Genomic DNA, 25,255 nt, shown 5'->3' with positions numbered 1-25,255 from the left:
GGGGAGCAAATGCAAGCATAAGACTTGGCGTGTTTTAAGTTTCTTAAAAACGTATATATTTCAACACTCTATTATTTAACTTTATAAAATTAACGGTTAGAAGATAAATAGCAATAAATTCATGTTTTAATCGTTAATAATGATTGGTCTCAAGGTCTTACATTTTTGTCAATATGATAACTAAAAGAATTGGTTATATTTAAATTGTTTTTTTTAGTAGAGCACCGATTTTATTTGTTCTAGAAAGTATATATAAATCGGTGCGGTTATTTAGTTTATTTACAGTAACTTAAAATCTTGTTTTTCTATATTTTTGATAAATTAAAATTGAGTATGGCTTCTAACACACTGCCGCCAATGGCGCGGGCTTTGTCTGATACTGTCGTGCAGTCGGCTAGCTCGCCTCTGGGGTCAATATCACCAATCTTAAAGCCGGTGCCGACAGGTAACTCACTATTAAGTAACCCGCGCACCATGCCACTGAGGGGCGCGGTTACCGGCGTTTCGTCAATATAGGCCACCACATCCCCTTCATTGACTATGTCTCCCAGCGCTACAACTGTGTGGAAGGTGCCTGCGTGAGGCGCGCGCATCACCCGCTCATGGGTATAGCCGCAGATATCGCCGGGTATACCGGTATTAGCGCTGCTTTCGCCCTGATACACTAACCGACCAAGCTGGTGACCACGGTTAGTTTCCACCACACAATGGCAATCTTTACCGGCGTTAAAGCCCGGGCCAAGGCCGATAGTGAAAGGCGCCATGGCCATATGGGTTCCCAGATTACGCTTGGCTAAAATGGCATCCACCAGATAGCGAGGTGCTAACTGAGGCAGTAATTCACAGTCAGGATCGGCCAGAACCGGGATGGCGCCTTGTTTGAGAATATCATTGATACAGTCAAGGCTGTCGGCGCGCCGGGCAGTAATGCCTTCTAGCGTCATTTCACCATCATAAAGACACTGGGCAAACGCCACGGTGCGGCGGATATGAGTTGGCAGTGGGATATCCGTCATAATCACTTCAAATCCGGCGCGGTGCAGGCGTACTGCCACACCACTGGCCATATCACCTGCGCCCCGGATCAGCACCCGTTTATGCCCTATACCGGCGACTTCTTGCTTGAGTTGGGCGCCGCTGGCTTGATGTTTTACCGTAAGAATTTCGGCCAGAATACTGATGGCGATCTCTTCTGGGGTTTCGGCCCCGATATTAAAGCCCACCGGGGAATGAATTTGGCTGATGCGCTGCTCACTGACACCCAAGGTGCGCAAATGGGAAAATAGCACCTGTACTTTGCGGCGGCTGGCCATCAACCCGATATAACGGCAGTCGCAATCTACCAGTTTACTGATAGCGTCTTGATCCTGATGGTTGGTGGCGATCACCACAAAGCTCTCAGGGGTAATGGTAAGTTGCTCAATAGCCTGCTCCATGGTGGCACCGAGAATGCGCTGTGTGCCGTTGGGAAAGTGCTGCTCTTTTAAGCTTTCGCTATAACAGTCTGCAACCGTAATCGCAAACCCCAATACATGGGCGGCCTGCGCGAGTGCCCGGTTAACATGACCAGCACCAACCAGCACCAGAGCCGGTTTATTGCCTATCACCTCAATAAAGACCGTCATGGCACCACCGCAATCCATATCCATGGCATTGTGACCTGTGCGCGCCATTCGCCCGGTTACTGTGCGGGATTCGCCTGCTTTAATAGCTTCTATTGCTTGATCAATAATGTAGCGCTCAATCATACCGCCACCGACCGTACCGATAATATTGCCATCGGCTTTGACGATCATCTTGCCTTGATGTCGCGGCGCAGAGCCTCGGGTTTCGATAATGCTGGCGAGGGCAAAGGCCTGGTTGTCCTGCTCCAAACGGGCCGCGTGTTCGAAAATGCTCATAGTAAGTCCTTAACCTGCTGCAAATTAGGGGGTGATCACCTGATACAGCGCGGGTATATCCATATCTGCCAGCCAAATGGCATCCAGTTGCCGGTGGCTATTTAATAATTGCCGCAGCCGGGCGGGAGCCAGCGCTTTGTCACTGCATCCTTCGCCTTGCCATAAGTTGCACTGACAGGCTTTATTTAGCAGCCAGATGCAACGACAGCCCGTAGGCACCTGTTTAAACATGCCGTCGGGGTGGCGAATAAGCCGAGCAAGATGCATCAGTGTCAGTCTCTCGCCAGCCTTGCAACCGGTAATGCGGCTAAATCGCGCCAGACGATGAATATGTCTGTCACTGACAGGTTTGCCTAAAGCCTCAGCGCCGGTGACAGCAATGACAATATCACTGTGCCGGGGCAGGGCGGGTTCATGGCTGTCAGGACATTTAACCCATCTATGTTTAGCGCCATCAGCTTCCACCAAAATCACATCAAAGAGTCCCATCGCAGCCAGCGCATCAATATCTTGTGGCGCGACCCCTTGTACTTTTAGTGGCGTAACATCCTGCGCCAAGCTGTTATTGGTATTGCACTGTTCAGGTATCAGTGATTGATATGCAAAGCTGATACCTGACCGAGCAATGTGTAGCTGATGTTGGCCAGTTAAATATTCGATTTGTGAACTGCGCCGCGGGAGGGGAATATTCTGTGATGTGGACAGAGAAATAATATAATCCGCCTGTTGTGATGACGGTAAATACATTTTAGTCGTGGTTGTCACCAGTACGGATAATTGCCGCTGACGATATTGGTTGGCGAGCCAAAATAAGGTTGACGTTTTGCCACCGGCACCAATCAGAGAAATAACCATACTGGGCTTTGGGGTACTGTTCGCGCTTTTGTCATTATCTCCATGACAGGCTTTGTATCCTGGCAGTAATATTCTGGGGAACATCCTTAACCCCTTATGCTGATTTAATTATCGAATATAACGAGAATATAAAGAGATTTATGAATAAATCATGCCGACTTCCCGATTGTGTGATCCCTGCCGCCGGTTTATCTAGCCGAATGGGCCAGTGGAAAATGATGTTGCCGTTTCCCTGGCCGGATAATCATATGGCCAGCGCTGGCCCTGTATATACCTTATTGGATGTCGCCTTGGCGCAGGCATTATCGGCTTGCCCCCGGGTGGTGCTGGTGACTGGCCGCGGCCATCAAATACTGGCCCGTCGTTATGGCAACATTGCCCGGTTGGCGCTGGTGTACCATCCACAATATCAGCAGGGGATGACAGGGTCGGTGCAGGCTGGACTGACATATTTAAGCTTGCTTGCTCAACAACATAGCCAACCTATGGGCGCGTGTTTGATAGCCCATGGCGATATGCCATTGGTGGGGCAACGTATCTACCGACAGCTTAATGCGGCCATGCTGGCAATAAAACAGGGCGCAGAGGTGGTGTTTCCCGGCCGTTCGCAGCTGACTGCTAACCCTGGGCGCCCGTCTGATACGCTGCTGCGTAATAATATCGCCGGAGTACACCCCATCTCTGACAACGGAGATATGCCTTATACAACAGGCAATACAACAGACAATGCCACGGCGCATGTTGCCGGTCATCCGGTACTGCTAAGCCCGATGGCCTGCCAAGCGGTAATCAACGCCGCTCCAGGTCATCGCATTAAACCTTTATTGGCACCATTGCGGACCCATTGGCTGCAACTGAATGATGATGGACTGTATTTTGATGTTGATACCCCGGCCGCTTATCGTCTGTTAAGGCAATATCTGTTGCGGCAGCCAGAATGCGCTTGGGAGGCACTTAGCGCAGTGCAGCAGCAATTATCTGGATTACAGCATGAGTCTACAGCCATGGAAAAGGGCTTACGCGATTAAAGGGGGAACTGGCACGGTTTTTCTTCGAATTGTTTCTTTATAAAAACAATTAACATAGCCACGATATTTTATTATGTACCAGGATTATTTGTACCGGGATGATAGGAGTGCAGAGCTGAGTAATACCTAAGAGTATTTGTGATAACTGCATCATTTGCTGATTATCATTCATGCATCATTATTATTTGATATACGCAATTTTGATTTTTAGATTCTGCGATGAGAGGGTCACAAAATTAAATTGATAAGTCATTTTTCTATCGTTGTGATAGTGCAATATTAAATTGATAGTTTTCTATTTGGGAGTAAGAATTAAACTCATTTAGTCTTATTTTGGGACAATATAATGGAGGAATAATCTAAAGCGCTAGTACACAGGTTTTTTCATTAACTTGATATGGCTCACGAAAAAACATTAATAATCTAAATCTCTTAATCCTTGGCGCGGGAGTTGCTGTTTGGTTTTTATCTCAGGGTTATTACTGGCCGCAAGGCCATCTCATTGCACTATGAATTTGCAAGATGAATTGTTCTGACTGTGAAGATAAAAACAAAATACAGTAAAAGGAGATTTACCATGGGAGACATCATGCGTCCTGTCCCATTCGGCGAGTTGCTTAACCGTATGTTTAGCGAGTTTAAGGAAAGCCGGTCTATTTTTGGGATCCCATCGAAACAGTTTTACCGTAAAGACAACAACAAAGGCATGTCAGTGTGGGATGAGCGTTGCGAGACCGCCATCGGCCCGGCAGCCGGTCCACACACCCAGCTGGCTCAGAATATCATCACCTCCTGGTTGGCCGGTGGCCGCTTTATGGAGCTGAAAACCGTTCAGAAGCTCGACACTCTGGAAATCGCCAAGCCTTGTATTGATGCGGAAGATGAATGCTTCAACACTGAGTGGTCGACTGAATTTACCTTGGTGAAAGCCTATGATGAGTATCTGAAAGCCTGGGTTGCCCTGCACCTGCTGGAGCAGATTTTCCCTGAAGAGGGCAATGCTGCCAAGGGTGATGTCAAACCCCGCCGTTTTATCTTCAATATGAGTGTTGGTTATGATTTGGCCGGGATTTTAACCGACCCAATGCAGCAATATATCGACAATATGCTCGATGCGAGCAAGCATGCCAAGTTCAGCGCTTATATCGGTCAGGCAAAAGCCTTTATCGATTCTAACCCCATGATTAACGAGCTGTTCCCCGGTCAGGCAAAAAATGTATTGCACCGGGTGATGGACAGTATTTGCCCTAGAATTGCCCGCGGTGTAACCCTGTCAACCATGCACGGTTGCCCGCCGAATGAAATTGAAGCCATCTGCCGTTATATGATTGAAGAGCGGCGCATTAATACCTTTGTGAAGTTGAATCCAACACTGCTGGGCTTTAAGCGGGTGCGGGAAATCCTCGACAGTGCCGGGTTTGATTATGTGCAGCTCAGTGAAGAGTCTTTCAGCCATGACCTGCAGATCAATGATGCCAAAGCCATGCTGCATCGCCTGCGGGATCTGGGGAAACAATTGGGCGTCGGGTTTGGCGTTAAGCTGACCAATACTCTGGGAACATTAAACGGCAAAGGTCGCCTGCCAGATAAAGAGATGTACATGTCTGGCCGCGCGCTGTTCCCGCTGTCTATCAATGTGGCGCTGGAGCTGAGCCGGGAATTTAATGGCCAGTTGCCAATCTCTTATTCTGGTGGTGCTTCTAAGTTCAATATTCAGGAAATCTTTGAAACCGGTATTCGTCCTATCACCATGGCGACTGATCTGCTTAAGCCCGGTGGCTACCTGCGCATGAGCCAGTGTGCCCAAGTGCTGGATGACAGCACTCAGTGGGGTATGGAGCAGGTTGATCTGGTGAAGCTTGAAGCGCTGGCGGCCAAGTCATTAGTGGCGGAATACACCCAGAAAGCTTGGCGTGGCCCAGAAGAGATCTCCGTCAATCAACCTGTGCCCTTGACCGACTGTTATGTCGCGCCCTGTGTGGCGGCTTGCCCTATCAGCCAGGATATTCCTGAATATATGCGCTTGATGGGCGAGCAGAAATACACTGAAGCATTGGAGGTCATCTACGCCCGCAATGCGCTGCCTGCCATTACCGGCCATATTTGTGATCACCAGTGTCAGTACAACTGTACCCGCCGCGATTATGAAGGCGCGCTGAACATTCGTGAAATGAAGAAAGTGGCGCTGGAAAAAGGCTGGGATGGCTATAAGGCGAAATGGCATCAGCCCACCATCAAAGGGGATAAGCAGCCGGTTGCCGTATTAGGTGCTGGTCCTGCAGGCTTATCTGCCGCTTACTTCCTTGCACGCGCCGGCCACCCTGTGACCATTTTTGAAAAAGAGCAAAGCGCTGGCGGCGTGGTAAACAATATTATTCCTCGCTTCCGTATTCCGGCTGAAACCATTCAGCATGATATCGACTTTGTCACCGCCCATGGGGTGAATATTGAGTATGGCTGCAAGGCTGATCTGAATATCGAGGTGCTGAAACAAAGTGGTTATGGCTATGTTTGCTTGGGTATCGGCGCTGATAAGGGCAACCCGATTGCCATCAGTGGTGATAACAGCAATATCCATAAATCACTGGAGTTCCTGCGTCGCTTTAATGACGGCGGGTTTGAGCCCGGCTCTTTGGGTAAACATGTGGCTGTGATTGGTGCCGGTAACACGGCGATGGACAGTGCCCGCGCTGCGTTGAAAGTGCCTGGGGTTGAGCAGGTGACTGTGCTGTATCGCCGCACTGTAGCTGAAATGCCAGCTTATAAAGAAGAGTACGATGAAGCCTTGAAAGATGGCGTTCAGTTCCGCTTCCTCACAAATCCAGAAGCCTTCCACGCCGATGGCACCTTGGTGGCCCGGGAAATGACCTTGGGTGAGCCAGATGAAAAAGGTCGCCGCCGCCCAGTGGCGACCGATACCACCTTTGAGCTGAAGATTGATGCCATGGTCACGGCTGTGGGTGAGCAGACCAACCGTGATGTACTGAGCGCCATGGGGATCCCGATGGGCGAAGACGGCTGGCCACAGGTAAATGCTGAGACTGGTGAAACGGGTGTTGAGAATGTGTTCCTGATGGGGGATGCCAAGACCGGACCGTCTTCCATTGTGTCAGCCATCAATGGTGGCCACAAAGCAGCATCTGCCATTTTGGCCCGTGAAGCCGTTACCGAAGCGGATATCGCTGAGTTTGTAGGAGACAGGCGTTGTGAGGTGAAAGCGGCAGAAGTCTATGGCCGTAAGGGCGACATTGATGTGCGCATGATTGCCGCTGAGCAGCGTCAGGCAGCGAATACCGGCGAGTTCGTTGAGCAGGAAGTCAAACGTTGTCTGCAATGTAACTACGTCTGCAGCAAGTGTGTCGATGTGTGCCCGAACCGCGCCAATATCTCTTTACCCGTTCCCGGCTTCCACGATCAGTACCAAACGCTGCACCTGGATGCCTACTGTAACGAATGTGGTAACTGTGCTCAGTTCTGCCCATGGGATGCCAAGCCTTACAAGGACAAGTTCACCATCTTTAACTTGGCAGAGGACTTTGCCACCAGCACTAATCCTGGCTTCTTTGTCGACGGCCACAAGGTGCAAGTGCGCCATCAAGGTGAGGTGTTCACCACCATGATTGCCGATGACGGCGAGATTGAACTGCCAGAAACCATGGCGGATCAAGGGCGGATCATCAGCTATGTCTACACCAACCATAAGTATCTGTTGGGTAAAGTGGAACTCTAACGGGGGAATTGCAGCATGTTGTTACTGAAAAACGCAACCGCGGTGCAATTCGCACCGGCCATGGTAAAAGCTGGGGTAGATATCCTGATTGACGGCAGCTTGATTAAGGAAGTCGGCACCAATTTGGCGCAGAAATACCCTCAGGCTCAGGTTAAGGATATGGCAGGTAAATTGGTAATGCCGGGGATCGTTTGTTCCCATAATCACTTCTACTCTGGCCTGTCCCGTGGGGTGATTGCCAATATCGCCCCCAGCCCGGACTTTATCTCCATATTGAAAAACCTCTGGTGGCGGATGGACCGCGCGCTGGATGAAGAGGCGACCTATTACTCCGGCCTTATCTGTTCGTTGGAAGCCATTCGCAGTGGTTGCAGCGCTGTGATTGACCACCACGCATCTCCCAGCTTTATCAAGGGCTCGCTTAATACCCTGAGAAAAGGCTTTATCGAGACGGGGCTGCGGGGCATGACCTGTTACGAAGTTACCGACCGAAACGGCGGCAACAAGGAGATGGCGCTGGGGGTTGAGGAGAACATCGAGTTCGCCAAGCTGATTGATGCGGCCAAAGTCAAAGGGGAAGAGCCTTATTTGGTGGAAGCGCATATCGGTGCCCACGCGCCATTTACAGTCACTAACGAAGGGCTGTCGATGATGGCTGAGGCGGTCAAAGCCACGGGACGCGGCGTGCATATCCATGTGGCTGAGGATAAGTATGATGTGGCCTTCAGCCACCATCACTATGGTCAGGATATTGTTGCGCGGCTGGACAGCTTTGGGCTTATCAATGAAAAAACCCTGTTAGCTCATGGTCTGTTCCTGTCTGACAGTGATGTGGAGATCCTCAATACCCGTGATGGTTTCCTGGCCCACAATGCCCGCTCCAATATGAACAACAATGTCGGCTACAACCAGCAGCTGACCCGGTTCAAAAATGTGGTACTCGGCACTGATGGTATCGGCGCGGATATGTTTGAAGAGCTTAAATTTGCCTTCTTTAAACACCGTGATGCTGGTGGCCCATTATGGCCGGACAGTTTTGTTGCCCAGTTGCATAACGGCAATGAAGTGCTGGCCCGTAACTTCGGCGCACAATTTGGCCGACTGGAAGCCGGATATAAGGCCGATCTGACCATCCTTGACTACACCAGTCCAACACCGCTGGTGGCGGAAAATCTGCCGGGTCATATGGCCTTTGGTATGAACTCCGGCCTGGTTAACAGTGTGGTGGTTGAAGGTCGCTTTGTGTATGAAGATCGCGCCTTCCCATTTGATATTGCGCCAATTTATGCCGAAGCGGCCAAAGTGGCACAGCGGGTATGGAAAGCGATGGACGCCCTCTAGTAGGATGCGGCTCGGTCGGCAGGGATGTCGTCCGGGCTATGGGGTTATCCCCTAGGGTCAGCTGAGATTAGTTTGTTATATCACTGCTATGTCAGTGGCGATGCAAGCTAAGCGCAGTCCGGTTGACCGGACAGGGCAGGGACGCAGGTTTCTGCCCTTTGCTGATCTGATGCAGTGCTGCTTTGCACACTGTTTTTACCGCCTGTATCGCCCGGCTGCCCCGGCAGCAAGCGGCATAACAGGTATGCCAGAGACAGAGTTCGTATGGAGACGTACGTATGGAAAGGCTTAATGCTCGATTCAAGTGGCCGGAAGCCACAGGGGAAGCGAAGTATGTTGCCGACCGCCAGTATCCCGGTCTGCTTGAAGGGCGCTTTTATCGCTCATCCTGCGCCCGGGGCAAGATAACGGCAGTCCATCTTCCCCCGCTACCAGAGGGTTATCATGTATTTTCTGCCGCCGATGTGCCGGGGGAGAATCAGGTGCCCATCGTCACCAGTGACTGGCCGGCCTTCGCCGATACTGAGGTGCGCTATATCGGCCAGGTGATTTTGCTGCTGGTGGGGCCAGATCCTGTGTTACTTGAGCAGTTGCTCAGCCAAATCAGCGTTGATTACCACCCGTTAACCCCCGCCTTTACACTTAGCCAGTCCAAAGCCGCCCTTGATGGCGCCATCAGTTTCAATGCCTTTGCTCCCCAAGCCGATGGTGTACCCAATCTTTATGATGACCATGTGGTCACCAAAGGAGATGTGGATACCGCGTTGCAGCGTGCCCATCACGTGATTGAAGAAACCCTGACCACTGGATATCAGGAACATCTGTATATTGAGACCCAAGGCTGCGTGGGATATGTCAAAGATGGCAAGGTGGTGATTGAGGGCTCAATGCAATGCCCTTGGTATGTGCACCATTGTGCCCGAACCGTGCTGGGACATGACAATGTACGGGTGATCCAGTGCCCTACTGGCGGTGGTTTTGGCGGTAAGGAGGATTACCCGTCCATTTTGGCCGGCCCCTTGGCCGTGGCGGTGGAAAAACTGCAGCAACCAGTGAGGGTATTGCTGGAGCGCCGGGAAGATATTTGTGCCAGCTCTAAGCGCCATCCGGTGGAGTTTCGCTATCGTACCGGGGTGGATGCCGATGGCCGTATTATCGCCATGGATATCGAATTTGATTTAAATTCCGGGGCGTATTTCAGCCTGTCCGGCATTGTGTTGCAACGCGCTATTACCACGGGCACCAATGTCTATGACATTCCTAATGTGCGCATCAGCGGCAAAGCCTGGGCGACCAATACTGTGCCTACAGGGGCTTTTCGTGGTTTTGGCTCGCCCCAGACCTGCTTCTGCATTGAGACCCATATGAGCCATGTGGCAAAACAGTTGGGGCGAGATCCTCTGACCTTCAAGCAGGCCCATCTGTTGAAATCTGACTCCGTCAGCCTGACCGGCGCGCCGATTTTCGGTGAGTTAGTACTAGAGAATATGCTCGCGCGGGTGTTACAGGCTTCCGATTACCATGCCAAGGCTGCTCAGTTTGCCAAGGAAGGGGAAGTTGACGGTAAACGCCGGGGGATCGGGTTGGCCTTTTTCCAGCATGGCTGCGGCTTTGCCGGAGATCTGGAAGATACCTTGGTAAAAGCGCGAGCTAAGCTGGTCAAGGACAGTGACGATCAGGTCACGATTTGTGTGTCCAATACCGATATTGGTCAGGGGTTGTCTTTGACGTTTCGTGAGATTGTGGCCTCCACCTTGAAAACCGATATTGATAATGTCCATATCGCCGTGCCGGATACTGACTGGGTTCCGGACTCAGGGCCGACTGTGGCCAGTCGCTCGATTGTGATTGTTGGGTATATCCTGGAGCGGGCAGCGTTAAAACTGAAAGATCGCTGGCACGCCCGGGAGCATCAGGAAGTCGAAGAGGTTTACAAAAAGCCTTCATACCATGTCTGGGATCAAACTTGTTATCAGGGCAATGCTTATCAGAGCACCAGTTATGGCATCAATGTGGTGGAAGTCTCCCTTGATACCGCCAGTTGCGAAGCCCGTATCACCGGGGTATGGAGTGCCTTTGATGTGGGTCATGCCATTGATGCCCAAATTTTCCGCGGCCAGATTGATGGCGGTACCGTGCAGGCTTTGGGCTTTGGCGCCATGGAAAAACTGGAGTTGACTGCCGATGGCACTTTCGCGCAGCAGAGTATGGCGGACTATGTGATCCCCACGGCACTGGATGTGCCCTATATCCATTCTGAGTTGGTTGAAAACCCATATCCCTATGGGCCACAGGGGGCCAAAGGGGGCGGGGAATTGACCCATAATGGTGGCGCGCCGGCCTTTGTGTCTGCCGTGGAAGCTGCCTGTGGTTTGCACTTTAACGCCTTGCCCGTGACGCCGGAGCGCATTTCTGCGGCCATGTATCACAGTGAGGGTGAAACTGTCAGTCACAATGGGGGAGGCAAATATGGACATTAAATTTGTGCTTAATGGTGAGTCGGTGACTGTCAAAGCGGAGCCGATGCAATCACTACTCTATACCCTGCGCCATCAGTTAGGTGCCGTGTCGGCCAAAGATGGTTGCAATGAGGGCGAGTGCGGGGCCTGTTCCATTTTGATGAACGATCAGTTGGTGAATGCCTGCTTGATCCCCATCAGTCAGGTGGCCGGGGCTAAGCTAATGACCTTAGAAGGGCTGAAAAAAGATCCTAAAGGTATGTTGGTGATTGAGTCGCTGCTGAAAGCCAAAGGGGTACAGTGTGGTTTCTGCACGCCGGGAATGGTATTGGCCCTTTATGCTTTGCTGGTGGAAAATCCGCACCCAAGTGAGACGGAGATCCGCACGGCGATTTCTGGCAACCTGTGTCGATGTACGGGTTACGGCATGATTGTGGATGCTGCCCGTATTGCCGCTGAAAAAGGAGCAGGATTATGGTAGCTGTATCCTATCCTACCACGCTGGCACAGGCGCTTGATACTTTGGCCAGCGGTGAGCATATATTGTTTGCCGGCGGCACAGATCTGATGGTGCGTTGCCGGGTGCGTCCCAATGTGCCTGCCGAGTTTCACCACCATGTGGTGTTTACTGATCGTGTCGCGGAATTAAAGCAGATCTCACCCGCTATGTCGGCTGATGGTAACCTTGTCCGTATTGGGGCAGCGGTGACTATGGCTGAGGCGCTGCGCAGTCCACTGGTGCCCAATTTGCTAAAGCAGAGTTTAAGTGGCATTGCTGCGCCAGCGCTACGTAATCGCGCCACCTTGGCAGGGAATATTTGTAATGCCTCGCCTGCTGCGGATACCTTGCCGCCGTTATACCTGCTTGATGCCCGTGTGGTGCTGGCAAAACTTGGCGAGCAGCGCACGCTGCCCATCAGTGAGTTTATTCTTTCCCCCGGCAAGACGGCGCTGACACAAGGGGAAATGCTGACTCATATCGAACTGCCGCAACCATCTGAGTTGCCTTTGTGCCATTACCATAAGGTGGGTACGCGGGCGGCCAATGCCTTGACCAAAGTTGCATTTGCCGGGCTGGCTCGAATTGAAGCGGGGATTGTAACTGACTGGCGCGTGGCGTTTGGTGCTGTGGCACCCACTGTGGTGCGGGATAGGGCGCTCGAGGCATTGGTTATTGGGCAGCCTGTTTCGCAGTTGAGTCATCCAGAAACGGGATTATGCCAGGAGTTGCTGCACGCCTATGGGCAGGTGGTCCGGCCGATTGATGATCAACGCTCAACGGCGCAATACCGTCATACCACAGCATTGAACCTGTTGCAGCGTTTTAACCGTTTGCTGGTCAGTTAACGGTGAATGTTACGTTTTAGCATGTGACAGCAGCGTCAATGTTGCTGTCACATGCCTATAAGTGCGGGCAAGTTAATGTTGGCAAGTCGTGTTTTACGCTATGTTCTCTGGCGTCTTGTCTGGTGTTATTTTGCGGTTTAAAGCTGCAGGATTTAAGTCGATTGATAAGGTCAAGTTCTATCTGTGATAGTAATATGCAGATTTGTTCTAGTAAGCGCCGGATCATAAGTTAGCCTCAGCCGGTCTGGTCGCAATTCCCTGTTTTCTTTCATAACTCTGCACTTTCTGTGGAGATTTTTGTTTTTACTATATCTAACTGACTGATTTTGACTGTTGAGTTGGTTGAATTGGCTGTGTTATCAATATGTGAACGGTTTATGTGCTGTAATCGGGTGTTTCTACCGGTATCGGGGCGCCGGACATACTGCCAACCCAGGCAGCGTCGTAAGTCAAACCAACCAGAGAGATAGAATAGTAATATGATTTTAAAGAAAAAAGTTCTGAATTTATTATATGGTACTATCGTTTCCCTGACCGGCGCAGTGACGTTGCCGGCAATGGCTGCTTTGGATGGCGACATGACTCCCGGTTACAAGGTGCCATATAACCATGATTCCACCGCAGGTTACCGCAATCAGGATTGGATGTCGGCGCTTAGCGATAATGTTCGCTTGGCCAATATCTCCATTCCCGGTACCCATAATTCCCTATCCCGCTATGGTGGCACGTATGCCCAGACCCAGTCTTTGAGCGTTGCTGATCAATTGGATATGGGGGTTCGTTATTTAGACGTCAGGTTTAAGTACCGCAACGGAAAATTACAGGCTTACCATGGCTTTGTGCCTCAATATCAGACCTTTGAGGACTTCCTGCAAACAGTATCGAACTTCCTTGATGCCTACCCGACTGAAACGGTACTGATCCGCATGCAGAATGAAGGTGGCGCAGCAGAATATCAGCATGATTTTTTCCGCCGTTTCAATGCGGTACTGAATCAATATCGACACAATAATACCGTGCCTTCCGGTAATAACCCAACTTTGGGGGATGTGCGTGGCAAGTTTGTTTTTATTCGCGATTTTAATGTGTTTGGCAACCATATCGGCATTGAGCGTGGGGCGCTGCATATTCAGGATAAGTATCGGGTTGCTAATCCCAGAGCCTTGTATAGCAAGTGGGAAAGCGTTAAAGCACATTTTCGCACCGTGAGTAGTGGTCGCATTTCACTGAATTATCTGTCTGGCAATGGTGGTGCTGCGCCTTTTTTTGTTGCCAGTGGTAAATCTGGTACCAGCAATAATGCCTGGCAAATGTGGACAGGTGTATTGACTTGGAATCGTAACCATATGGCGGACTTTCCCCGTTGGCATTGCTGGTGGCAGTATTGTTATGTCTATTATGCTGGCACGAATCAGCTAACCAGCCAGTGGATAGCCAAAGGCAAATTGGGCGGTAACTTGGGGGTTGTCGTTGCGGATTTCCCCGGTGGTGAGCTAGTCGATAATATTATCCGTACCAATAATCGTGCCGATATTTTGGCCACAAATAAAGGTGGCGACTGTGACGACTGTAATGATCAAGTCGCCAAATTGTCGGTGAAAACATGGTCAGGTTCTAAGCGGGGACAGGTTGGTGATTTATATGTTTATGCCAATCCTTACAGCAAGAAAATTGAGTTCTTTCGCCTAAAAACGTCTTGGTATTGGTATTACCCAACGAATGCTCGCTCTAACCGTTACTGGGAGTATCTGGGAATGAGGACACCCGGGCAGGCCGGTAACACAGGTGATATTTATCGCTATAACAATGCCAATACCGGTAAAGTTGAGCTGTTCCGTCTGGCCGGAGATTATCGGGCGGCATTGCCTACAGCCGGTACCAGTAACAGTGATTGGGAAAGTATTGCCCTGAATCGTTGGAAAGACGGTGAGGCGGGTGACAAAAAGCAGGGAAGTCTGTACTTGTATCAGAATCGCTACACCGGAGATGATGAGCTCTTTATGCTTCGTCGGGACGGTAACTATGGTTATTTCCCCACCAACAAACGCAGTAATAACGAGTGGTTGTACTTGGGAACCCTTAAGGTGGATTAATTTCGCTGAGTAAAATAAACGCTGATCCCAATTAGGTTTAGCGTGAATATAAAAAAGGCGGAAGCGAGTGCTTCCGCCTTTTGCTTACCGGTATAACCTACCGGCCGGGCTAAAGCCGGATTATCTCACCGCAGGAGGCGTACCTTCGCCGTTAGAAACGATGGCATCCATCTGTACCAGTGCGCCATGGGGCATTGCTGCGACACCGATAACGGTTCTGGCTGGCAGATCACCGCTGAAGAATGTGGCATATACATCATTGATGGCATCCAGATCGGCTACATTGCTGACCTGAATATTGATTTTAACGATATCGTCCATCACATGGTTGATGCTTTCAACAATGGCTTTGATATGGCTTAAGCACTGTCTGGCCTGCTCATGTACACCGCCTGCAACGATATTACCTGTCTGCAGATCGATTGGCAGTTGGGCAGAGATATTGTTGTAGTGAGAGAAGGCAACAGTCTGAGTTGACACTGGGCTGCGAGGTGCCAGCTCAGTGTTGTTTGGCTTGATCACGATACCGTGGCGATCTTCAACAGCTTGTGGTGGTGTGCCATCACCGTGGGAAACGGTCGCATCGATTTGTACCAGTGCATCCATAGGCAGACCACTTGCCACGACGACAGCACGGGCCGGCATATAGCCAACTGTTCTTGCAATACCGCTGTCAGGGAAGAAAGTGGTATAGGCTTGGTTAACTGCATCCAGATCAGCCAGATCGCGCAGATGAATATTGATTTTAACGATGTCATCAAATGGCACATCAATGCCTTCCATAATGGCTTTGATGTTTTTCAGACACTGAGTCGCTTGCTCTTTTGCGCCACCGGTGACGATATTGCCGGTTCTGGCATCAATCGGCAGCTGGGCTGAGATATGGTTGTAGTGCGAGAAGGCAACGCTGTGGCTAGCCAGTGTGCTCGCAGGCACTGCGGCGGCATTACGTACAATTTTCACCAGATCGCATGGTGCCTGAGTACCTGAACCTTCACCATTGGTGATAACGGCATCCATTTGTACCAACGCGCCAGTCAGTGGTAGGGCAGCAACCGCCAGAACGGTGCGGGTAGGCTGATAGCTGGCAAAGAAGCTGGCATAAACTTCGTTAACGGCTTCTAAATCAGTGATATTTTGCAGATAAACGTTTACCCGTACCACATCGTGCAGGCCGTGACCGATGCTTTCTACAATCGCTTGGATATTGGCCAGACACTGAGCCGCTTGCACCTTTACGCCACCTTCAACTAATTTGCCGCTGGTTGCATCAACAGGTAACTGGGCCGAAATATTGTTGTAGTGAGAGAAAGCGACAGTTTGGGTGAAGGCTGCATTTAACGGTGCCTGCTCCGTGTTTCTTGAATTTTTAATGATACCGCTGGTCATATAGATTTATTCCCTTTTTAATATGTTTTTAATGTGATGATTTAAATTGCCGGTTTTCAGATAAAATCAGATTGTTTTTCAGCTAGAAAATTGAATGGTAAGCCGCACACAACCGGTAATCTTTTAATCTGGTCAGGAATAATATGAAGGGGTTTTTATTTAGAAAAAATGATCAAGATCTTATTATTTAAATATTATCATCTTGATAGTTTTTTTATTGATTTCCTTATCAATGTTAGGCTATTTTGGCGGGATTTTGTTTTATATTTTGTTTGCGATTGATTGGTGTTATTGGTCAGGATTTTCATTGATTGCAGTGTTAAACGCTGAAATCTGCTTGCTGTGCGATGTTTACCTCTGATTTGGTGATGAATGAAATAAAATATAAAAAATGATGAATACCAAATTGATATCATTTCGCGATGGTAAGTTTTTATTAAAGATACCGAGTTTTCGCCTTGAATCCACTTGACATATTTGTTTTTCATTAAAATATAACTGCAAATTATCTATGTCAAATCTCTGCGTCTTATAATGAGATTTATATATTAATATTATTGCCAACAATTATTGTGGTATTTTCATTAGCCATTGCTGAATAATATATTGCAGAGGATAGCTGCTAACCCTTTCTATCTACTCACTCGTTATCTTTAGCTAACATTTTTCTGATCTGAATTAGGCTGACATATTCGTTCGGATTATATATTGGCGTAAATGGTAAGCGCGACTTTGTAAATACCATATGTGATGGCGGCGTGTGGGCAGTTTGCCCTTCAAATCGTAAGTGCAACAAGACACTCTGCTATGTTGAACATAGGTGTTATCTGTGCTGTTACTTAACAGTGCAAAGATAGCCTTATCAAAATGTATCTTTGCGATACACCCATCACTTGAGTCAAGGTGCTGGTGGTATTCTGTTGACCTGTTTGCTTTATTATCAGTGAAATACTATGCAGCCCGCCCCGGCATTAATTGAAGATTCTCTGCGTCTGGCCCGCTTACGCAGTACCCGATTACTGGATACTTTTGGCGATGAGCGTTTTGACCGTATCACCCGTTTGGCGCGGCATTTTTTTAATGTACCCATCTGTTTGGTGAGCCTAGTGGATGAAGATCGACAGTGGTTTAAATCCAATACGGGATTGCCGGACTGTCAGCAGACACCCCGAGATATTTCTTTTTGTGGCCATGCCATAGCTGGCCGAGAGGTCATGGTAGTGCCTGATGCGAAGAAAGATCCCCGTTTTTGCGATAACCCTTTGGTGACAGGTAGCCCTTTTGTGCGTTTTTATGCCGGCTATCCGTTGCAATCATTCGATGGGTTTAATTTAGGTACTCTGTGCCTGATCGACCATAGACCCAGAAAACTCTCCTGCCAACAGCAACGCTATCTGACTGATTTTGGCCGATTGATTGAATCGGAAATCACCAGTATTCATCTAGCGACCGTTGATAGTTTAACCGGGCTCTATAACCGATTGGGGTTTACCAATTTAACTGAGCACCTCTTGCCCTTATGCCGTCGGGCTGGTCGGTCGGCCACCTTGCTTTATCTGGATCTGGACCGTTTTAAAATCATCAATGACAATTTTGGCCATAGCGCTGGGGATGAGGCGTTAGTGAGCTTTGCTGGTCTGCTTAGCCGCGCGGTGCGAGAGTCTGATTTAGTGGCGCGTTTAGCCGGGGACGAATTTGTGGTGTTATTAACCCATGAAACCGGCGCGCCTGCTGCCCAGCGGGTTATTGCGCGTTTGCAAGACCTGATGACGAACTTTAATGCAACAGCCGGTCACCGTTGGCAATTAGCATGCAGTATTGGCGAGGCATCCTTTACCCCAGATAGTTTCAGCGGACTGGACAGTTTGTTGCGCCGAGCGGATGAAGCCATGTATCGGCAGAAACATCATCGCATGGCATAACCTGACAAGTGATAGCGACAATGCTATGGCGTTATCCCATCTGGTTAATAGCTAACATGTTTATCAATTGAGCGGGGCAAAGCATACTCTTTGCCCCGCTTTTTTATGTTTAACTGACGGGCTTATTTACCCGCCGATAATTCCCTTATCATGACTAACTCAGCTGCGCCGCTATGATAATCACGCCCAGCAAGACAGCACAGGTTAGCGCCGGCTTTCCCCCCCATACGCGATATTGACCGTGAGTGTCAGTCTGGCAGCGTCGCTGATGCCATACCATGGCAACCGGTAAAAATATGGCTAATACCACTAAGGCGATGGCGGCGTAGCCTAAGGCGGTAATAAAGCCATTGGGGTAAAACAGCGCAAAGGCTAGTGGTGGCACAAAGGTTAGCAGTGCAGTCATTGGGCGGCTTTTTTTGCTCATATCGGCAATAAAGTCAAATAATCCCAGCGCCACGCCCAGAAAGGATGTGGCGAGTGCTAAGTCGGCAAAGCCACTGATAATACTCCCCATAAAAGAGGTGTGTACTTGTTGGCTAAGATCAGTGATCAACCCATTAAGACCAGGATGAGCCAGCAAGGTGGCTTGTCCTAATGTCCCCTGACTGGCACCGAGCCAGAGGCAGTAAATAACTAGCGGCAGGGCAGAACCAAGTAACAGCACTTTTTTTAATGCCCGGATATCTAGACCCACATATTTCACCACTGATGGAATGGAGCCGTGAAAGCCAAAAGAGGTAAATACTACAGGTAAGGCGGCCCAAATTAACCCTTGTTCTGCGGGTGCTTGGATAAGATTTGGCAGGGTGACTTTAGGCATGAGGAGCGCCAACATCATGATCAACGCGATTATTTTCAGACTGAACAGCCCCCGGTTAATCATATCTACGGAACGGGTTCCCAGCGTGATAAGGCCCGCGACAATGGCGGTTAATAGCAGGGCGCTGAACCAATGGGGTATGCCAGTATCGCTGAAAAAGGTGAATTTAGCGGATAATTGCTCTGCCCCCCCGGCAATATAGGCCGCGCACAGGGCGTAGAACAGAAATAACATGGCGCAGCCGGCGATCAGTTGTCCGCTCCGGCCCAGATGTTGTTTGGCTAAGGTATGCAGTGTGGCGTCAGCTGGAGCATGTTGATGCAGTTCCAACATTAACAATGCGGTATAACTCATTAGCGCCCAGATAATCACCATGAGCAGAGCCGCCAGTGGAAAACCAAGGCCTGCTGAGGCCAATGGCAGCGCCAGCATACCAGCCCCGATGGTAGTACCGGAGATAATCAGTAAGCTGCCGAAAAATCGATTATTTTGCATTTCAGATCCCTTGTAACCCAATAGAAAGCGAAAGATGGTTAAGAGCAAGGGTGTCATTGACATGCCGAAAAGCCCTGAACCGGACGGTTTAGGCCACAACGGCGATGGGAGAGAATCTACCTACGCCATTGTGGCTGCAGATAGTAATAAGGTGTTTTTATCATTGCGTAATCATCAGTATTGAGTGTTGTTGTCATTGAGAAGCTAACATCCACAAAAGCAAGCTATGCTTGACATTTTTTGGCGGATTGTATGGCTGTACCTTTGTACTGTTTCGACATTACGGTATTGATTTTTTCTTAGCGAGTCAATTGATTTATTGACTTAACCTATTTAACGAGTGTGATTTTTATCACATTACAGAAGGTTGGAGTATGTTAGCGATAACGTTGATATAACTAAATTAAATAAACATCCTTGTTTCAGAATAGTTCCTAATTATTCAACCAGCTCTTTTTCTTATATTTTAAAATGACAAATGGAATTGAAATAAATAATAAAGTAGATATGAACAATATGAAAATGTAATTAATGCTATTTCCGGTATTAATTTGTGATGGTGGAATAAAGCTTAGAATGAAGGCTAATAAACTGGCAATAAAACCTACTCCAGCTATAACCCATATTCCAAATTTTCCACCAGGGATTTTATATGGTCTAGGTGTTTCTGGTTCTTTATATCTAAGATAAATAACAGATAAAAACATAAGCATATACATGGATAAATATAATATTGCTGCCAATTGACCTAATATCTGAAAAGTTGATTGTACTGAAGGTAATATAATTAGTAATAAAGATAAAACGGTAACAATAATACCTTGTATATATAAAATCGGCATTTGCACATTATGTTTATTAAATTTCTGTAGTAACGTTGGTAAATACCCCTGTTGGCCAACAGCAAAGAGTCCTGTAGAAGGGCCAGCGACGATAACAGTTACTTGTCCAAAAACTCCAATAGCAATACATGAGGTGATGATATGACTCATCCATGGAATATGGAAATAACGAAAAATAGTATCATAAGTAGCAAATAAGCTTTCAACGAGATTAAGGTTTGCTTTTGGAATTACCGCACTAATAGCCAGTGTTCCTAACACTAATAAAATCACGGTTATGATAGAAGCAATTGAAATTGCAAATGGATAGCTTTTAGATGGATTATTTAATTCTTGAACGTGAACAGCATTAATTTCCATTCCGGAATAGAATAGAAATACGCTAGCAGCTAGAACTAAACTATGAAACTTTGTAAAATCAGGGAGTAAGACATTTTCAGAAACTACAAAATTTATGTTGTGACTGAATATCACATAAGCTATACCCAATGTAATTAGAAGAAATAAAGGAATGATAGTGCCAATAAAACCTGATATCGCACTAATTTTAGCCGCAGATTTGATCCCTTTTGATGTAGTATATGTAGAAAACCAATAAACAGCTAATACTACAATTAAAGTATAATATTTATTTGTTGCTAACCATTTTGTATAGTCAGGTTCTATAAAGGCAAAAGAGACTGCAATAAATATTAGCATTGTTGGAAAGCAAATAGTTGTTGCTATCCATTGTAAATAGATAGCTAAGAATCCAAATTTTTCACCAAAAGCAGCCTTTATCCAAGTAAATACCCCTCCTCTTTGAGGCCAACCTGTAGCCAATTCTGCAGCGACTAATGCGACAGGAATTAGAAAGAAAATTGCAGCAAATAGATAATAGAATATTGATGTTAGACCATATTCCGCTTCTGGTGCTAATCCCCTTGTGCTTAAAACGGTTGTGATATTCATAAGGGAAAAAGTCACAATACTTATTTTTGCATTTTTTGTTGAGGAAATATTCATATTTTTCTCACAAAAAATGCCTAACTCTTCTAGAATTAGGCATCTTATTATTAATAATCTTCTTTATCAGTTAACCACTCAGGTTTTCTATAGAAATATATAATAAATGGAATTAATGTAAAGAATAAGGCACCAATAATAAGTATCCCTACATATGTGGCAGGAGAGCCAACAGAAATCTGTGATGGTGGAATAAAACTTAAAACAAATGCCAAGGTTGATCCTATTAAACCTATACCAGCAATAATCCACATACCTACCATACCTCCAGGTAGCTTATAGGGCCTAGGAGTATGAGGTTCTTTATAACGAAGATAAATAACAGATAAAAATAATAAGATATACATACCAAGATAAAGAACGACTGCTAATTGACTTATCATTTGATAAGCCGCTTGAACTGATGGAAGCACAGTCATAATAATAACAAGGGCAGTAACAATCGCGCCTTGACACATTAAAATATTTTTTTGAACACCATTTTTGTTTACTTTTTGTAATCCTAAGGGTAAATAACCTTCTCTACCTACTTGTAATATCCCGGAAGAAGGGCCGGAAATGATAGAAATAATTTGCCCTAAAACACCAAGTGTTATTGCCGCTGCAGTAACATTACCTAACCAACCTAGACCAAAATGGGCAAATAATTTGTCATAAGCAACTAATAAACTCTGTACTAAGTTGATATCATGTTTTGGTATAATTGTTGCTATTGACAATGTTCCCAAAATAAATATTACAACTGTGAAAATCGTTGCGCTAATAATTGCAAGAGGATAATTTTTTGAAGGGTTATCTACTTCTGTAACGTGAACAGCATTAATCTCCATGCCAGCAAAGAATAAAAATATGCTAGCAGCTAAAACTAAATTATCGAAATTTGTGAAATCTGGGAAAAAATCTTTCATTGAAAGATCAAAATGGACAGGATTACCAGCCAATATATAAATTGATGCTAGCACAACTAAGATAACACCAGGAATAATAGTCCCTACCAACCCGGCAAGTGAACTTATTTTTGCCGCAGTTTTTAATCCTTTTAGGCTAATATATGTCGCAAACCAATATACAACAAGAACTACAAGGCCACTATAAAATCGATTAGAAGCCAATGCCTGATCAAACGTTTGATTGGGACCAATGAAAGCTAATGAAACACCCGCGAAAATTAATACTGTTGGAAACCATATAGTAGTTGATAACCATTGCAAATAAATGGCTAAAAATCCCAGACGATGTCCAAAAGCTTTACTAACCCAATTAAACACCCCTCCTTTTTGAGGCCATCCTGTTGCTAATTCGGCTGCACATAACGCAACTGGAATAAGAAAGGCTATAGCTGCAAAGATATAGTAAAATACTGCAGTAATGCCATATTCTGCTTCTGCTGAAAATCCCCGTAAGCTTACGACTGTTGTAATGTTCATAATTGCTAACGTTGCAACAGTTAATTTAGCTTTATTTGCAGTTGAAACTTTATCAGACATAGTTTACTCCATAAATATTTAATTATGGATGGTAAAAACACCGGTATAAATACCGGTGTTTTCATTATATGATGAAGTTATTTTTCAGATAAAACTTCATCCCTTGCTAATAGAACACAGTCAATAGCATGCCGCATAATTTCAGGAGTAATATGAACATTCATTGGGAATATTTTTAATGCAAAAATATATGCATCTGGATCAGTATCTGCTTCATTATATTCAGTGACCCTGAATCCAGTACTAAAACTAATATAAGGTGTATACTGTCCATTAACCTGTTTACCTTCACGGAACCAGTGGTACAGTTTATCTCCTATCGCTTTTGTCAACATATTATTTTGAATAAGTTGATCTTTATATGATGGATCTGTTAGCTCTTTACGATATTGCTCTTCTGCAATAATACCATCAGGGTAAGCTCTAAATAGAGTGACTAATCCATGATCTTCTGCGTTAACACATACAGTTTCAGTATGAGATGCCAATACATTACGTAGGAAGTTTTGGTCTTCTAAAATCCCACCCATAATGGCTTGGAATCCTTCATAGCCAAAATATTTCATAGTCGCCCACCCGGCCAGGGAACCTGTCGCAGCTCGGGAGACTTCTAATGTATAGTCGAGAGGATTATAGGGAGAGCGAGGTTGTAAATATGCAGAACCTGGACGTTTCAGCAGATTTTCAAACTCTTCGCTGTTTTTATAAACAAAACAACTGCTTGCGTATGGAGACCAACCTACTTTGTGGAAATCAACCCCAACGGCATCAGCAAATTGGATACCTGATAATGCTTTTTCATTGGCGATAAGTGATGGAATAATTTCTTTTGAGAATTGTAGTGGGTTAGTTGTAAAGTCATACTCTTTAAATGCTGCCCAAGCCCAGCCAACAACAGCATCGCAATATAGTAAAGCTTTACCATATTTTTCACCGTTATTTGGGTATTTGTCGAGTAACTTACGTACCCCTTCAACAGGATCAAATGCGTTAGCATCTGTTGTTCCCATAGTACAAACAACAGATGCCACAGGAATGTCTTTTTCATGACAATCTTTTAAGATTTCTTCTAAATGAACTAAGTCCATTGCATTTGTATGAGTATCTGTTCGGACTTTAATTATGTTATCCATACCAAGTCCCATCCAGTCAGTACTATTTAACATGGTATAGTGTGCCTGATGTGAACAGATAACTTTGGCATCTGTACGAACGCCTTTTTGACGAGAATCTCGTAGTACTCTACTTAGAGCGTATTTTACATGATAAGTCCAGCAACCTGAGCCGCCATAGGTATAGAGACAACCTGTATTTTCAGGATTCCAACCAAATAAATTACCTAACATCCCAGCACTTTCTAATTCAGCGCGGTGAACGTTCCATGAATATTCACCTTCTAGAATATTAGGTGCAAATATCTCTGATAAAACAGCAGCAACAATTGACACTGTGTTAGCTTGTGGGATGACGTTACACATAGTTAATGGATGCCCCCAGTTAGGCAACCCTTCAAATAGTGCAACAGTTTCTTGTATCACTTTATCAGTTGAGCCCATTTTTTCAGGCATACTAATATGCTTAACGTGATCAAAATCAATAGTTAGTTCTGGATTTTTCCCCAAATATGCAGGACCTTCAGCTTCAGGGCGGAGATGATCAACTGCTTTTACTGCTTTATTAATTGCAGATACTAATGGATCTGATGACTCATTATAATAAGCAGGAAAAGCACTTAACATATCTTTTCTGTATTTAGCCCAGCCAGCGGCATCATTTGAAATTTTACTATTTGCATCCCAATTTTTTTCATATGTGTTCATTTCTTAAATCCTTAAGCTAATCAATACACATAATCACTGAAGACATAGTCTAGGGTTGAGAGAGAGAATAATCTTAGGCTCACGACAGTGATGCTAGTTAACAAATGTCAGTACCATATAACATCGATACTGTTCGAGAACCAAAGTAGCAGTGTTTTACTGCTTGTAAAACATTATGTTTTACAAGTAATGTTAAAGAAAGAATGGTTTAATATTAGTAGTCGACGGGCTCATAACCGATAGGGGTTACCTTGGATTTCGCACGATAAGCGTATGAAAATAGTGGATTTAGTTCTTTGTGCTATCATTTTTGAATAATTAACTTTTAGTTGATTTGATAGGTGTGAATTTAAAAATTCGTAAGATTTATGATGATAATTCCCATGATGATTAGTTGTTATTTTTGTTTTTATTTTGGCGTTTTATTGTGAGGTGGTTTTGAGCCTTTAGAGTGGTAAAGGGCTGTGGAGACGTGATGGCATTGCCGTTCATTATTTTATGTAAGAATATTTAACATCAGTTAATCGTTTACATTTGGAAAGGAATTTACTTTTTCAGATTTTGAATACGGGAATAATTATTCAGTTAATAGGAGAATAAATTAATATTTTGTATCGAAGAGAATTTAAGTTAACGCTAAGCCTTAGCTAAAGGAAGAGTTGTTATTTCAGTATATTTCTACCCCGCATAAGAATTAAGTAAATTAGCATTCTGCGTA

Annotated in this window: 15 protein-coding genes; 8 read left to right on the top strand and 7 right to left on the bottom strand. The window is 46.2% G+C overall.

Annotated elements, in window-relative coordinates; translation table 11 throughout:
- Positions 1-305 precede the first annotated feature (305 nt).
- On the bottom strand, positions 306-1,901 hold the full coding sequence (gene yqeB / locus NFHSH190041_RS11860; protein WP_261922045.1) for a selenium-dependent molybdenum cofactor biosynthesis protein YqeB: 1,596 nt from the start codon (positions 1,899-1,901) through the stop codon (positions 306-308).
- Positions 1,902-1,925: 24 nt separating this feature from the next.
- Positions 1,926-2,840 carry a selenium cofactor biosynthesis protein YqeC gene (gene yqeC / locus NFHSH190041_RS11855; RefSeq protein WP_261922044.1) on the bottom strand — a complete coding sequence of 305 codons (915 nt, stop codon included), beginning with the start codon at positions 2,838-2,840 and terminating at the stop codon, positions 1,926-1,928.
- A gap of 56 nt (positions 2,841-2,896) precedes the next feature.
- Here yqeC and NFHSH190041_RS11850 point away from each other — a divergent pair, with 56 nt between their 5' ends.
- From NFHSH190041_RS11850 to NFHSH190041_RS11820, 7 genes are all read left to right on the top strand, one after another.
- Positions 2,897-3,784 (top strand): NTP transferase domain-containing protein, encoded by an 888-nt coding sequence (locus NFHSH190041_RS11850; protein ID WP_261922043.1) that lies wholly within the window; start codon positions 2,897-2,899, stop codon positions 3,782-3,784.
- A gap of 577 nt (positions 3,785-4,361) precedes the next feature.
- Positions 4,362-7,514 carry a putative selenate reductase subunit YgfK gene (gene ygfK, locus NFHSH190041_RS11845; RefSeq protein ID WP_261922042.1) on the top strand — a complete coding sequence of 1,051 codons (3,153 nt, stop codon included), beginning with the start codon at positions 4,362-4,364 and terminating at the stop codon, positions 7,512-7,514.
- 15 nt (positions 7,515-7,529) lie between these two features.
- Positions 7,530-8,855 (top strand): putative aminohydrolase SsnA, encoded by a 1,326-nt coding sequence (ssnA, locus tag NFHSH190041_RS11840; protein ID WP_261922041.1) that lies wholly within the window; start codon positions 7,530-7,532, stop codon positions 8,853-8,855.
- A 278-nt stretch (positions 8,856-9,133) separates the two neighbouring features.
- A complete protein-coding gene (locus tag NFHSH190041_RS11835; RefSeq protein ID WP_261922040.1) occupies positions 9,134-11,335 on the top strand; it encodes a xanthine dehydrogenase family protein molybdopterin-binding subunit in 2,202 nt (733 codons plus the stop codon).
- Complete coding sequence (locus NFHSH190041_RS11830) at positions 11,325-11,795, top strand: (2Fe-2S)-binding protein (RefSeq protein ID WP_261922039.1); 471 nt, start codon at positions 11,325-11,327, stop codon at positions 11,793-11,795. The genes NFHSH190041_RS11835 and NFHSH190041_RS11830 overlap by 11 nt, the downstream gene beginning before the upstream one ends.
- Complete coding sequence (locus tag NFHSH190041_RS11825) at positions 11,789-12,661, top strand: FAD binding domain-containing protein (RefSeq protein ID WP_261922038.1); 873 nt, start codon at positions 11,789-11,791, stop codon at positions 12,659-12,661. Before NFHSH190041_RS11830 ends, NFHSH190041_RS11825 begins: the two co-directional genes overlap by 7 nt.
- A 479-nt stretch (positions 12,662-13,140) precedes the next feature.
- Positions 13,141-14,754 (top strand): phosphatidylinositol-specific phospholipase C, encoded by a 1,614-nt coding sequence (locus NFHSH190041_RS11820; protein WP_261922037.1) that lies wholly within the window; start codon positions 13,141-13,143, stop codon positions 14,752-14,754.
- A gap of 120 nt (positions 14,755-14,874) precedes the next feature.
- Here NFHSH190041_RS11820 and NFHSH190041_RS11815 read toward each other — a convergent pair whose 3' ends face one another.
- Positions 14,875-16,143, bottom strand: coding sequence for a RidA family protein (locus NFHSH190041_RS11815; RefSeq protein WP_261922036.1), 1,269 nt, complete (start codon positions 16,141-16,143; stop codon positions 14,875-14,877).
- Positions 16,144-17,096: 953 nt separating this feature from the next.
- On the opposite strand from NFHSH190041_RS11815, the gene NFHSH190041_RS19670 reads away from it, so the two are divergent.
- Positions 17,097-18,065, top strand: a complete 969-nt coding sequence (locus tag NFHSH190041_RS19670) for a sensor domain-containing diguanylate cyclase (RefSeq protein WP_315972940.1) — start codon at positions 17,097-17,099, stop codon at positions 18,063-18,065.
- 154 nt (positions 18,066-18,219) lie between these two features.
- Here the strand turns inward: NFHSH190041_RS19670 and NFHSH190041_RS11800 are convergent, their stop codons facing one another.
- The 4 genes from NFHSH190041_RS11800 to NFHSH190041_RS11785 form a co-directional block, all read right to left on the bottom strand.
- The gene (locus NFHSH190041_RS11800; protein WP_261922035.1) at positions 18,220-19,383 is read right to left on the bottom strand and encodes an aromatic amino acid transport family protein; all 1,164 of its coding nucleotides are present in this window, start codon (positions 19,381-19,383) and stop codon (positions 18,220-18,222) included.
- Between the two features lie 434 nt (positions 19,384-19,817).
- Positions 19,818-21,230, bottom strand: a complete 1,413-nt coding sequence (gadC, locus tag NFHSH190041_RS11795) for a putative glutamine/gamma-aminobutyrate antiporter GadC (protein ID WP_261922034.1) — start codon at positions 21,228-21,230, stop codon at positions 19,818-19,820.
- A 50-nt stretch (positions 21,231-21,280) separates the two neighbouring features.
- Entirely contained in the window at positions 21,281-22,717 is a 1,437-nt protein-coding gene (gadC, locus tag NFHSH190041_RS11790; RefSeq protein ID WP_261922033.1) for a putative glutamine/gamma-aminobutyrate antiporter GadC, read from the bottom strand.
- A gap of 77 nt (positions 22,718-22,794) precedes the next feature.
- On the bottom strand, positions 22,795-24,537 hold the full coding sequence (locus NFHSH190041_RS11785) for a pyridoxal phosphate-dependent decarboxylase family protein (protein WP_261922032.1): 1,743 nt from the start codon (positions 24,535-24,537) through the stop codon (positions 22,795-22,797).
- Positions 24,538-25,255 lie beyond the last annotated feature (718 nt).

Source organism: Shewanella sp. NFH-SH190041, assembly GCF_024363255.1.
Lineage (GTDB): Bacteria > Pseudomonadota > Gammaproteobacteria > Enterobacterales > Shewanellaceae > Shewanella.
Note: the sequence above shows the minus strand (reverse complement) of the source record. Positions and strands in the feature narration are given on the sequence as shown.

What these genes read in the sequence shown, in the direction of transcription:
- yqeB (WP_261922045.1), bottom strand. Translation starts at nt 1,901, where the DNA reads ATGAGCATTTTCGAACACGCGGCCCGTTTGGAGCAGGACAACCAGGCC.
- yqeC (WP_261922044.1), bottom strand. Translation starts at nt 2,840, where the DNA reads ATGTTCCCCAGAATATTACTGCCAGGATACAAAGCCTGTCATGGAGAT.
- NFHSH190041_RS11850 (WP_261922043.1), top strand. Translation starts at nt 2,897, where the DNA reads ATGAATAAATCATGCCGACTTCCCGATTGTGTGATCCCTGCCGCCGGT.
- ygfK (WP_261922042.1), top strand. Translation starts at nt 4,362, where the DNA reads ATGGGAGACATCATGCGTCCTGTCCCATTCGGCGAGTTGCTTAACCGT.
- ssnA (WP_261922041.1), top strand. Translation starts at nt 7,530, where the DNA reads ATGTTGTTACTGAAAAACGCAACCGCGGTGCAATTCGCACCGGCCATG.
- NFHSH190041_RS11835 (WP_261922040.1), top strand. Translation starts at nt 9,134, where the DNA reads ATGGAAAGGCTTAATGCTCGATTCAAGTGGCCGGAAGCCACAGGGGAA.
- NFHSH190041_RS11830 (WP_261922039.1), top strand. Translation starts at nt 11,325, where the DNA reads ATGGACATTAAATTTGTGCTTAATGGTGAGTCGGTGACTGTCAAAGCG.
- NFHSH190041_RS11825 (WP_261922038.1), top strand. Translation starts at nt 11,789, where the DNA reads ATGGTAGCTGTATCCTATCCTACCACGCTGGCACAGGCGCTTGATACT.
- NFHSH190041_RS11820 (WP_261922037.1), top strand. Translation starts at nt 13,141, where the DNA reads ATGATTTTAAAGAAAAAAGTTCTGAATTTATTATATGGTACTATCGTT.
- NFHSH190041_RS11815 (WP_261922036.1), bottom strand. Translation starts at nt 16,143, where the DNA reads ATGACCAGCGGTATCATTAAAAATTCAAGAAACACGGAGCAGGCACCG.
- NFHSH190041_RS19670 (WP_315972940.1), top strand. Translation starts at nt 17,097, where the DNA reads ATGCAGCCCGCCCCGGCATTAATTGAAGATTCTCTGCGTCTGGCCCGC.
- NFHSH190041_RS11800 (WP_261922035.1), bottom strand. Translation starts at nt 19,383, where the DNA reads ATGCAAAATAATCGATTTTTCGGCAGCTTACTGATTATCTCCGGTACT.
- gadC (WP_261922034.1), bottom strand. Translation starts at nt 21,230, where the DNA reads ATGAATATTTCCTCAACAAAAAATGCAAAAATAAGTATTGTGACTTTT.
- gadC (WP_261922033.1), bottom strand. Translation starts at nt 22,717, where the DNA reads ATGTCTGATAAAGTTTCAACTGCAAATAAAGCTAAATTAACTGTTGCA.
- NFHSH190041_RS11785 (WP_261922032.1), bottom strand. Translation starts at nt 24,537, where the DNA reads ATGAACACATATGAAAAAAATTGGGATGCAAATAGTAAAATTTCAAAT.